The organism is Streptomyces sp. NPDC093094 (assembly GCF_044754345.1).
Classification (GTDB): domain Bacteria; phylum Actinomycetota; class Actinomycetes; order Streptomycetales; family Streptomycetaceae; genus Streptomyces.
In genome coordinates this window covers 139,970-151,000 of sequence record NZ_JBIVOX010000001.1, presented here as the reverse complement: position 1 = coordinate 151,000, position 11,031 = coordinate 139,970, and the positions used below count along the sequence as shown (strand labels likewise).

At 71.9% G+C, this 11,031-nt stretch carries 9 protein-coding genes; 2 read left to right on the top strand and 7 right to left on the bottom strand.

Annotation, left to right across the window (positions count from 1 at the left end):
- Window positions 1-141 precede the first annotated feature (141 nt).
- From ACIQGV_RS00615 to ACIQGV_RS00605, 3 genes are all read right to left on the bottom strand, one after another.
- Window positions 142-972 carry an SDR family NAD(P)-dependent oxidoreductase gene (locus tag ACIQGV_RS00615; RefSeq protein ID WP_402488425.1) on the bottom strand — a complete coding sequence of 277 codons (831 nt, stop codon included), beginning with the start codon at window positions 970-972 and terminating at the stop codon, window positions 142-144.
- Window positions 973-1,054: 82 nt separating this feature from the next.
- The gene (locus ACIQGV_RS00610; RefSeq protein ID WP_402488422.1) at window positions 1,055-2,374 is read right to left on the bottom strand and encodes a class I SAM-dependent RNA methyltransferase; all 1,320 of its coding nucleotides are present in this window, start codon (window positions 2,372-2,374) and stop codon (window positions 1,055-1,057) included.
- 161 nt (window positions 2,375-2,535) lie between these two features.
- Window positions 2,536-4,584 carry an APC family permease gene (locus ACIQGV_RS00605; protein WP_402488419.1) on the bottom strand — a complete coding sequence of 683 codons (2,049 nt, stop codon included), beginning with the start codon at window positions 4,582-4,584 and terminating at the stop codon, window positions 2,536-2,538.
- 472 nt (window positions 4,585-5,056) lie between these two features.
- Between ACIQGV_RS00605 and ACIQGV_RS00600 the strand changes: the two genes are divergently transcribed.
- Window positions 5,057-5,725, top strand: a complete 669-nt coding sequence (locus ACIQGV_RS00600; RefSeq protein ID WP_402488417.1) for a potassium channel family protein — start codon at window positions 5,057-5,059, stop codon at window positions 5,723-5,725.
- On the top strand, window positions 5,725-6,402 hold the full coding sequence (locus ACIQGV_RS00595; protein ID WP_402488414.1) for a potassium channel family protein: 678 nt from the start codon (window positions 5,725-5,727) through the stop codon (window positions 6,400-6,402). Before ACIQGV_RS00600 ends, ACIQGV_RS00595 begins: the two co-directional genes overlap by 1 nt.
- Before the next feature lie 87 nt (window positions 6,403-6,489).
- On the opposite strand, the gene ACIQGV_RS00590 is transcribed toward ACIQGV_RS00595, so the two are convergent.
- From ACIQGV_RS00590 to ACIQGV_RS00575, 4 genes are all read right to left on the bottom strand, one after another.
- Entirely contained in the window at window positions 6,490-7,218 is a 729-nt protein-coding gene (locus tag ACIQGV_RS00590; protein WP_402488411.1) for a DUF3159 domain-containing protein, read from the bottom strand.
- Window positions 7,219-7,221: 3 nt separating this feature from the next.
- Complete coding sequence (locus tag ACIQGV_RS00585; RefSeq protein ID WP_402488408.1) at window positions 7,222-7,620, bottom strand: OB-fold nucleic acid binding domain-containing protein; 399 nt, start codon at window positions 7,618-7,620, stop codon at window positions 7,222-7,224.
- Window positions 7,621-7,696: 76 nt separating this feature from the next.
- Window positions 7,697-8,380, bottom strand: coding sequence for a response regulator (locus ACIQGV_RS00580; RefSeq protein WP_402488405.1), 684 nt, complete (start codon window positions 8,378-8,380; stop codon window positions 7,697-7,699).
- A complete protein-coding gene (locus ACIQGV_RS00575; protein WP_402488403.1) occupies window positions 8,377-10,929 on the bottom strand; it encodes a DUF4118 domain-containing protein in 2,553 nt (850 codons plus the stop codon). The genes ACIQGV_RS00580 and ACIQGV_RS00575 overlap by 4 nt, the downstream gene beginning before the upstream one ends.
- Window positions 10,930-11,031 lie beyond the last annotated feature (102 nt).

Sequence of the window (11,031 nt, the reverse complement as noted above, 5' to 3'; positions counted from 1 at the left end):
CTCCCTCGCTGTGCTCGGCCCGATCCGTCACCGGCTCCGACGCTACGAACCCCTGATTACGCGGGCGCTCCGCCCCTGATCACCGGGGGTTAAGGTGCGCGCACAGGGGTGGGTGCAGGGGTGTGAGCGAGGGGCGCCCCGTCAGGGAGTGCCCGGGGCCCCGTCCTGCCGGGGCGTGACACGGAAGTCGAACGCGAGCGTCCCGGGATCCAGGGCCGTCGCCCCGCCGTCGACGGTGAGCACGGCACCGTTCACGTACGACGCCGCCGGGGACAGCAACCAGTCGACGGCCTCCGCGACCTCACGCGGCTCGCCAGGCCGGCCCGCCGGAAGGAGACGGGTGACCTCCTCGTAGGCGGCGTCCACGCCGTCTCCCGGCAGGTCCGCTTCCGCGGCGAAACGCGCCATACGGCGATCGGCCATCTCGCTTCTCACCCAGCTCGGGCACACGATGTTGGCCCGTACCCCCTGGCGCCCGTAGTCGACGGCGACCGAACGGCAGAGCTGGAGCAGGGCCGCCTTGGACGTGGCGTACGGGACGTTGCTCGTGCCGTTGCGCAGCGCGGACACCGAGGCGACGGCGACCACCGCGCCGCGCGCGTCGAGCAGGTGCGGGATCGCCGCCCGCAGGAGCAGCAGCGGGCCGGTGACATTGGTGTGCATCACCTCGTCCCAGTCCTCCAGCGAGAGGTCGCCCACGGTCCCCCCGCGTCCGATGCCCGCGTTCAGCACCAGTCCGTCGAGGCGTCCGTACGTGTCCAGTGCCGCCCGGACGAGGCTGCCGGCGGCCTCGGGGTCCCGCACGTCGGAGGGATGCGCGAGCACCCCGATCTCCTGTTCGAGACGCCGCAGCGGTTCGCTCCGCCGGCCGGAGACGACCACGTGATGCCCGCCCCGGCGCAGCAGCCGGGCAGTGGCCTCCCCGATGCCTGTCCCCCCACCGGTCACGACGACGACCCGGTTCTCCGTCACTGCTGCTCCGCCCCCTTCGCGATCACAGGACACGCCCGAGCCCGGAACCCGCGCCGCAACGGCCCGGGCACCTCCGGCGCCTCTACTTCACCGGCTCCAGGATCGCCACGCACTCCACGTGGTGCGTCATCGGGAACAGGTCGAACGCCCGCAGCGTGCGCACCCGGTAGCCGCCCTCGCGGAAGTACGCGATGTCGCGGGCCAGGGCGGCCGGGTCGCAGGCGACGTAGGCGATGCGGCGGGCGCCGAGGGCGGCGAGGTGGGCGACCGTGGCGCGGCCGGCGCCCGCGCGGGGCGGGTCGAGGACGACGAGGTCGACGTCGGTGATGCCGGTGCGGGGCAGGACCGTCTCGACCTTGCCCTGCTCCACCCGCACCCGCGGGAAGTCGGCCAGGTTGTGGCGGGCGTCCTCCACCGCGCGCTTGCCGGACTCGATGCCGAGCACCGCGCCCTTCTCGCCGATGCGGTCCGCGAGGGCGCCGGCGAAGAGACCGACGCCGCAGTAGAGGTCGAGGCACATGTCGCCCTTGCGGGGCAGCAGGCCCTGCATGACCGCCGTCACCAGGGTGTCCGCGGCCTTCGGGTGCACCTGCCAGAAGCCGCCGCTGCCGACCCGGTGCGTACGGCCGTCCGCGCGCTCACGGACGAAGGGGCGGCCGTGGACGCGGTGGACGCCGCCGTCCTTCTCCTCGACCCGCATCACGGAGACCGGCTTGTCCAGCTCGACCAGAGGCAGCCGGCCGCCCGGACGCGGCGTGAGGATCACCTGGCGGTCCTGCGAGCCGGTCGCCGCGATGGCCTCCACCGACGCCATGCCGGTCCAGTCGCGCTGCTCGATGCCCAGCTCGCTGACGCCCTCGGCGGCGATCATGCAGTGCTCGATGCGCTCGACCTCGTGCGAGCGGTGGCGGCGCAGCCCCGCGTGGCCTTCGGCGTCCACGGCGTACTGCACCCGGGTGCGCCACTGCGGCACCTGTCCGGCGGGCAGCTTGTCGCCCTCGGCCGGCATCACCGTGCCGTCCCAGCCGGCCTCCTCCGGGGTGAGCCCCGCGAGCCGCTTCAGCTGCTCGGCGACGACCTCGCCCTTGAAGCGGCGCTGGGCGCCCGGCTTGGCGTGCTGCCAGTCGCAGCCGCCGCAGCGGCCGGGGCCGGCGTAGGGGCAGGGCGCCTCGACGCGGTCCTTCGACGCGAGCAGCACCTCGACGGCGTCGGCCCGCAGGAAGCGGTCGCCCTCCTCGCCCTCGGTCACCCGCGCGACGACCCGCTCACCGGGCAGGGTGTGCCGGACGAACAGCACCTGCCCCTCGGAGGTACGGGCGATGCAGTGCCCCCCGTGGGCCACGGGGCCGACCTCGACCTCGTACGCCTCGCCCACCAGCGACTTCTTCGGTTCTGCCTGCATGGCGGGTGACTCCAGATCGGGAAGGTACGGCGGGACGGCCGCCCGCGGCCGGACGGCTGACCGCCGTCGCGGGACAACAGCCCACCAGTTTACGTGCTCCGGCACGCGCGCCGGGCCGCCCGGCCGTCGGCCGGGCGGCCCCGAGGGGCCGCCCGGCCCCCTCATCCCTTGCCGCTCGACTCCTTGTCCCGCTCCTGGGCCGGACCACGCCGCACGGCGCCGGGCGCGTTCCATTCCTGGCGCTTGCGGGCGCGCTGCTTGGCGGCCTCGGAGGACTCCAGCTGGTACGGGACGGAGGTGACCATGATGCCGGGGGTGAACAGCAGGCGGCCCTTCAGACGCAGGGCGCTCTGGTTGTGCAGCAGATGCTCGTACCAGTGGCCGACCACGTACTCGGGGATGATCACCGACACGGCGTCCCGCGGCGACTCCCGGCGCAGGTTCTTCACGTACTCGATGACGGGCCGGGTGATCTCGCGGTAGGGCGAGTCGAGGACCTTCAGCGGTACGTCGATGCCGCGCCGTTCCCAGTCGTCGCGCAGCGCCTTGGTCTCGTTGGGGTCGACGTTGACCGTGAGCGCCTCCAGGGTGTCGGAGCGCATCAGCTTGGCGTAGGCGAGGGCGCGCAGCGTGGGCCGGTGGATCTTGGAGATCAGCACCACCGAGTGGACCCGCGAGGGCCGCACGCTGTCGTCGCTGGGGCCCTCGGGGGCGGCGAGCTCCCGCGAGACATGGTCGTAGTGGCGGCGGATCGCCGACATGGTGACGTAGAAGATCACCATGCCGAGCAGGGCGACCCAGGCCCCGTGGGTGAACTTGGTGACCAGGACGACGACCAGCACCAGCCCGGTGAAGAACGCGCCGAAGGCGTTGATCGCGCGGGAGCGGACCATGTGACGGCGCTTGCCGGGGTCCTGCTCGCTCGCCAGGTGGCGGTTCCAGTGCCGGACCATGCCGATCTGGCTCAGCGTGAAGGAGACGAACACGCCCACGATGTAGAGCTGGATCAGACGCGTGGAGTCGGCGCCGTAGATCCACACCAGCAGCCCGGCCGCGCCGGCGAGGAGCACGATGCCGTTGGAGAACGCCAGCCGGTCGCCGCGGGTGTGCAGCTGGCGCGGCAGGTAGCGGTCCTGGGCGAGGATCGACCCGAGGACCGGGAAGCCGTTGTAGGCGGTGTTGGCGGCCAGGAACAGCACGAGGGCGGTGGCGGCGGCCAGCACGACGAACAGGAAGCTGCCCGCGCCGAACACGGCCTCGGCGACCTGGGAGATGACCGGGTGCTGGACGTAGTCCGGGCCGACCGGTACGCCGTTGTCGAGGAGGTCCTTGGCGGGGTTCTCGGCCATCCGGACCTCGGACGCCATGGCGAGGGCGATGATCCCGCAGAACATGGTGGTGGCCAGCAGGCCCATCATGGCCAGCGTGGTCGCGGCGTTCTTCGACTTGGGCTTGCGGAAGGCGGGGACACCGTTGGAGATGGCCTCGACGCCGGTGAGCGCGGCACAGCCGGAGGAGAAGGCGCGCAGCAGCAGGAAGACGAGGGCGAAGCCGGCGAGGCCCTGGTGCTCGGGCTCGATCTCGTACCCGGCGGTCGGTGCCCGCAGGGTGTCGTCCAGGACCAGGCCCTTGAAGGCGCCCCAGGCGATCATGATGAAGACGCCCGCGACGAAGACGTACGTCGGGATCGCGAAGAGCGCGCCGGACTCCTTCACCCCCCGCAGGTTCATCAGCGTCAGCAGCACGATCACGGCGATCGCGCAGAGCGTCTTGTGCTCCACGACGAAGGGGACCGCGGAGCCGAGGTTCTCGATGCCGGAGGAGATGGAGACGGCGACGGTGAGGACGTAGTCGACCAGCAGGGCGCTGGCGACGGTGAGGCCGGCCTTAGGTCCGAGGTTGGTGTTCGCCACCTCGTAGTCGCCGCCGCCGCTGGGGTAGGCATGCACGTTCTGCCGGTAGGAGGCGACCACCGTGAACATCAGCACGACGACCGCGGCGGCGATCCAGGGGCTGAAGTGGTAGGCCGACACACCCGCGATGGACAGGACCAGCAGTACCTCTCCAGGGGCGTAGGCCACGGAGGACAGCGGGTCGGAAGCGAACACGGGAAGGGCGATGCGCTTCGGCAGGAGCGTTTCTCCGAGCCGGTCGCTGCGCAGTGCGCGCCCGATCAGAATCCGTTTGGGCACGTCGGTCAGTTTGGACACAACAGAACATCGTAAGGGTTCGAACAGCCGGTCGCCCACCGCCCCGCCCTGCTCTGCCTCATGAGTGAAATTCGGCCCCCGGTTCCGCAAGGCGCACCGGCGTCCGAGGCGACCCCATGCCTATATGACAATCACCGCCCACTCAGGCAATACCCGCCCACTCATGGCAATCCCTGCCTGTCTGTGACAACCCCTGCCCGTCCGCGGCGAAGCCACCCGCCGCACACCCTCCGGAGCCGCCATGTCCGCCGCCGCAGAACTGCTCGGAGCCGCTGCCGCGCTCGTCACCCTCGCCGTCCTGACTCTGGCGAGTGTCCGCAGCATCAGCCGCCGCTGAGCGGTATCAGCCACCGCCCGGCGGGGCAGACCGTGCACGAGGGTGCCGTCCGCCGACCGCGCGTGTGTAGCTTGGTCGCCGGTCTGAGACCCTGTTCAAGCCAAGCCAGCATCTCTTGACACCGGAAGGACGGTCGTGCACATCGTCATCATGGGCTGCGGCAGAGTGGGGTCCGCTCTCGCCCAGACCCTGGAGCAACAGGGGCACACGGTCGCGGTGATCGACCAGGACCCCACCGCCTTCCGTCGCCTCGGCTCCTCCTTCGGCGGCCGCCGGGTCACCGGCGTCGGCTTCGACCAGGACACCCTGCGCGAGGCGGGCATCGAGGAGGCCGGCGCCTTCGCCGCCGTCTCCAGCGGCGACAACTCCAACATCATCGCCGCCCGCGTGGCCCGCGAGATGTTCGGCATCGAGAACGTCGCGGCCCGTATCTACGACCCCCGCCGCGCCGAGGTCTACCAGCGCCTGGGCATCCCGACCGTGGCGACCGTGCGCTGGACGGCGGACCAGATGCTGCGGCGGCTGCTGCCCTCCGGTTCCGAGGCCCTGTGGCGCGACGCCACGGGCGGTGTCCAGCTCGCCGAGGTGCACGCGTCGGCCGCCTGGGTCGGACACAAGATCAGCCGCCTCCAGGAGGAGACGGGCGTCCGCGTGGCGTTCCTGACCCGCCTCGGCGAGGCCATACTGCCCACCTCGCAGACAGTGCTGCAGGAGGGTGACCTGGTGCACGTGATGATGCGCACCGACGAGGTCGAGAAGGTCGAGGCGGCGTTCTCCGAGGGTCCGAAGGAGGGCGGGAACTGATGAGGGTCGCCATTGCCGGTGCCGGCGCGGTCGGCCGGTCGATCGCCGGTGAGCTGCTGGAGAACGGCCACGAGATCCTGCTGATCGACAAGGCGCCCACCGCCATCTCGGTCGAGCGCGTCCCGCAGGCCGAGTGGCTGCTCGCCGACGCCTGCGAGATCACCTCCCTGGACGAGGCCGCGCTCCAGCGCTGCAACGTCGTGATCGCCGCGACGGGCGACGACAAGGTGAACCTGGTCGTCTCGCTGCTGGCGAAGACGGAGTACGGCGTCCCGCGCGTCGTCGCCCGGGTGAACAACCCCAAGAACGAGTGGCTGTTCAACGAGTCCTGGGGCGTGGACGTGGCCGTCTCCACCCCGCGCCTGATGTCGGCCCTGGTGGAGGAGGCGGTGAGCGTCGGCGACCTGGTCCGGCTGCTGCGCTTCAGCCACGGCGACGCCAACCTCGTGGAGCTGACGCTGCCGGAGGAGTCGGCCCTGGCCGGCACCCAGGTCGGCGACGTGGAGTGGCCGCAGGACACGTCCCTGGTCACCATCATCCGCGGCACGCGCGTGCTGACGCCGTCGAAGGACGACTCGCTGGAGGCCGGCGACGAGCTGCTGTTCGTGGCCGCACAGGCCCGCGAGGAGCAGCTGGAGGACCTGCTGTCGGTGCGGCGGGACGACATCGCCGACTGACCGGCTGAGCCCGACCACGACGAGGGGCGCCCCGCGCGATGCGCGGGGCGCCCCTCGTCGTGGTCGGGCAGCGGACCGGGAAAGGGTCTACTCGCCGGAGCGGGCCGCGGCCTGCCGGTCCTTCTCCTCCTGCTCGGCGGCCTCGGCCGCCTCCATCTCCGCGAACACGTCGATGGGCGGCGGCGCCTTCGCCAGGAAGACCCAGGTCAGATAGACGGCGAGCAGGAACGGCGGGATCTTCAGGGCGATCAGCACCCAGCCGAGCTGGGTGGTGTCGGCCCACCAGTACAGCGGGAAGAGGATCGCGCACTTGGCCAGCAGGATCAGGCCCCAGGCCCAGCTGGCCTTGGTGTATGCCTTCTTGCGGCCGGGGTTACGGGTGCGCCAGGAGAGGTTCTCCTTGAAGACCGGGCCGAGGATCAGTCCGATCAGGGGCACGCCGCACAGGGCCGTGACGATGTAGGCGAGCGCCAGGCCCAGCGTGTAGAGCATGCCGGGCAGATAGAAGTCCTTGGCGTTGCCGGTCATCATCGCGAAGACCACGCCGAAGGCCACGCCGAAGACTCCGCTGAAGGCGTGCTTGACGGTGTCCTTCATCGCCAGCCGGACCACCACGAGGATCAGCGACACCGCGAGCGCGGCGATCGCGGACATGTGGAGGTCCTTGTTGATCGTGTAGATCGTGACGAAGAGGAGGCCCGGCACGACCGTCTCGACCATGCCGCGCACACCGCCGAACGCCTCGAAGAGCGCGGCCTCCGTCACCGCCCTCGAATCCTGCTGGGCGTCCTGGGTCGGCTTGTCGAGTGACGTCAACGGCTACTCCCGTCCGAGCGGTCTCAGTTCGTACTTCGGGTTGAACAGCACCCGGCGGCCCCGGCTCATCGAGACACGGCCGGACGCTATCAGCCTGCGTCCGGGCTCTATCCCGACTATGGAGCGCCGGCCCAGCCACACCACGTCCAGGGCGGCGGAGCCGTCGAACAGCTCGGCCTCCAGGGCGGGCACACCCGCGCGCGGACGCAGGGTGACCGTGCGCAAGGTACCAGTAACGGTGACGACCTCACGGTCGTGACAGTCGCCGATGCGGACACAGCCCGCGGTCTCGGCGTCCTCCCGCAGCTCCTCGGACTCCAGGTCCTCCTGCGACGAGGAGAGCCGGTCCAGCATGCGGCGGAACCGGCCCACCGGCTTGTCGGATCGAGGAACAGCACTCATGTCTGAAGGGTACCGGGGGCCGCCGCCGCGTAAGTACCCCTGTGGCCCGTGGGACGGAAGCGCAGACCTGCGCGGCTCACTTCTCAAAGCGGTAGCCCATCCCCGGCTCGGTGACGAAGTGCCGCGGATGCGAGGGGTCCGCCTCCAGCTTGCGGCGCAGCTGGGCCATGTAGACCCGCAGGTAGTTCGTCTCCGTCCCGTAGGAGGGCCCCCACACCTCCTGGAGGAGCTGTTTCTGCCCGACCAGCCGGCCGGTGTTGCGGACCAGCACCTCCAGCAGGTGCCACTCGGTGGGGGTGAGCCGTACGTCCTTGCCGTCGCGGTTGACCTTCTTGGCGGCCAGGTCGACGGTGAAACCGGCCGTCTCCACGAGCACGTCGCCGTCGCCGCCCCCGACGGGCTCGGCCCGGCGTACGGCGGCGCGCAGCCGGGCGAGCAGCTCGTCCATGCCGAAGGGCTTGGTGACGTAGTCGTCGGCGCCCGCGTCCAGCGCCTCGACCTTCTCGTCGGAGGTCTGCCGGGCGGACAGGACGATGATCGGCACCCGGGTCCAGCCGCGCAGCCCGCGGATGACGTCGACGCCGTCCATGTCGGGCAGCCCCAGGTCGAGGACGACGACGTCGGGCCGGCGCTCGGCCGCCAGGCGCAGGGCACCGGCCCCGTCGTGGGCCGCGTCGACCTCGTAGGCGCGTGCCTTGAGGTTGATCACGAGGGCGCGCACGATCTGCGGCTCGTCGTCGATCACCAGCACACGGGTCATGAGGCACGCCTTTCCGGTCCTACAGGTCGTACGGGCTGGAGCCCTGCGGCGTTCACGGCCGCGGCGGGAACCGTCAGCACCATGGTGAGGCCGCCGCCCGGGGTGTCCTCGGCGGCCAGCGAGCCGCTCATGGCCTCGGCGAAGCCGCGGGCGACGGCGAGGCCGAGTCCGACGCCGGCGCCGCGCGGGGCGTCGCCGTAGCGCTGGAAGGGGGCGAAGATGCGCTCCTTGGCCTCGTCGGGGACGCCGGGCCCGCGGTCCACGATCCGCAGCTCGACCCGGTCGGCCAGGGCGCTGGCCGCGACCAGCACGGGGGCGGCGTCGGGGCTGTACTTGACGGCGTTCTCGACCAGGTTGGCCACGGCCCGCTCCAGCAGCCCGGCGTCCACGGCGGCCATGGGCAGGCTCTCGGGGACGTCCAGGACGACGCTGCCCTCGGGGACGCCGCCGAGCGCCATCGGCACGACCTCGTCGAGGTCGGTCTCGCGGATGATCGGCGTGACCGTGCCGGTCTGCAGGCGGCTCATGTCCAGGAGGTTGCCGACGAGGTGGTCGAGCCGGTCGGCGCCGTCCTCGATCCCGGCGAGCAGCTCGGCCCGGTCCTCCTCGGACCAGTCGACGTCGTCGGAGCGCAGGGACGACACGGACGCCTTGATGCCGGCGAGCGGGGTGCGCAGGTCGTGGCTGACGGCGGCGAGCAGCGCGGTGCGGATGCGGTTGCCCTCGGCGAGGGCGCGGGCCCGGTCGGCCTCCTCCTGCAGGCGTCTGCGGTCCAGCACCACGGCGGCCTGCGCGGCGAACGCGGCCAGTACCCGGCGGTCCTCGGCGGGCAGCACCCGGCCGGTCAGCGCGAGGGCCAGCCGGTCCCCGGCGGGCACGTCCACGTCGGCGTCCTCGGGGCGTTCGACGCCGGGCCCCGGGCCGGCCCGGCCCACGCAGGTCCACGGCGCGCGGTCGCCGTCCCGCTCCAGCAGCGCGGCCGTGTCCATGCCGAAGGTCTCGCGGACCCGTTCCAGGAGTTCCTCCAGGCCCGTCTCGCCGCGCAGCACGTTGCCGGCGAGGAAGGACAGGATCTCCGCCTCGGCCCGCAGCCGGGCCGCCTGCTGGGTGCGCCGGGCGGCGAGGTCGACGACGGACGCCACGGACACGCCGACCCCTGTGAAGACCGTGATGGCGACGATGTTCTTGGGGTCGGCGATGGTGAAGCGGTGCAGCGGGGGTGTGTAGAAGTAGTTCAGCAGCAGGGTGCCGAGGGCCGCCGAGGCGAGCGCCGGCAGCAGCCCGCCGAGCAGGGCCGCCGCCACGACCACGGTCAGGAACAGCAGCATGTCGTTGGCGAGGCCGAGGTCGACGGTGTTGAGCAGCAGCGCCAGCACCACGGGTCCGGCGAGGCCGACGGCCCAGCCCCAGACGATCCGGGCCCGGCCGAGCCGGGCACCGCGGGCGACCGGGAGGCCGCGGCCCTTGGCGGCCTCCTCGTGGGTGACGATGTGCACGTCCAGGTCGGGTCCCGACTCCCGGACGACGGTGGCGCCGACACCGGGTCCGAGGACGTACTGCCAGGCCCTGCGGCGCGAGGAGCCGAGGACGATCTGGGTGGCGTTGGCCCCGCGCGCGAAGTCCAGCAGGGCGGCGGGGACGTCGTCGCCGATCACATGGTGGAAGGTGCCGCCGAGGTCCTCGACGAGAGTGCGCTGGACCGCCAGTTCCTTCGGGGAGGCCGCGGTCAGGCCGTCGCTGCGGGCGACGTAGACGGCCAGCACCTCGCCGCCCGCGCCCTTCTCCGCGAGGCGGGCGGCACGCCGGATGAGCGTCCGGCCCTCCGGGCCGCCGGTCAGTCCGACGACGATCCGCTCGCGCGAGCCCCATATCTTCGACACCCGGTGCTCGCTGCGGTACTGCTGGAGGTACTCGTCGGCCCGGTCGGCCACCCACAGCAGGGCCAGCTCGCGCAGGGCCGTGAGGTTGCCGGGCCTGAAGTAGTCGGACAGGGCCGCGTCGACCTTGTCGGGCCGGTGGATGTTGCCGTGCGCCATCCGGCGGCGCAGGGCCTGCGGCGACATGTCGACCAGCTCGATCTGGTCCGCGCGCCGGACGATCTCGTCGGGGACGGTCTCGCGCTGCCGTACGCCGGTGATGGACTCCACGACGTCGCCGAGGGACTCCAGGTGCTGGATGTCGACGGTGGAGATCACGTCGATGCCGGCGTCGAGCAGTTCCTCGACGTCCTGCCAGCGCTTGGTGTTGCGGGAGCCGGGGACGTTGGTGTGGGCGAGCTCGTCGACGAGGGCGACCCGGGGGCGGCGGGCCAGCACCGCGTCGACGTCCATGTCGGTGAACACGCCGCCGCGGTGGCGCAGTTCCTTGCGCGGGACCTGTTCGAGGCCGTGCAGCAGCACCTCGGTGCGCGGCCGCTCGTGGTGCTCGACCAGGGCGACCACGCAGTCGGTGCCGCGCTCGACGCGCCGGTGCGCCTCGGACAGCATGGCGTAGGTCTTCCCGACGCCCGGTGCCGCACCGAGGTAGATCCGAAGCCGCCCGCGTCCCATGGCCCTCATTGTCGTCCGCTCGCCGTGACCCTGCGCAGGGTCGACCTTACGGCCGCCGAGCAGGGCGGACCGGACGGAAGGCGGGACCGGGGCCCGCTTTGA

Bases quoted from the DNA above. Each gene is read 5' to 3' on its own strand.
- ACIQGV_RS00610 (WP_402488422.1), bottom strand. From the start codon at position 2,374: ATGCAGGCAGAACCGAAGAAGTCGCTGGTGGGCGAGGCGTACGAGGTC.
- ACIQGV_RS00595 (WP_402488414.1), top strand. From the start codon at position 5,725: ATGAGGGTCGCCATTGCCGGTGCCGGCGCGGTCGGCCGGTCGATCGCC.
- ACIQGV_RS00580 (WP_402488405.1), bottom strand. From the start codon at position 8,380: ATGACCCGTGTGCTGGTGATCGACGACGAGCCGCAGATCGTGCGCGCC.
- ACIQGV_RS00575 (WP_402488403.1), bottom strand. From the start codon at position 10,929: ATGGGACGCGGGCGGCTTCGGATCTACCTCGGTGCGGCACCGGGCGTC.
- ACIQGV_RS00585 (WP_402488408.1), bottom strand. From the start codon at position 7,620: ATGAGTGCTGTTCCTCGATCCGACAAGCCGGTGGGCCGGTTCCGCCGC.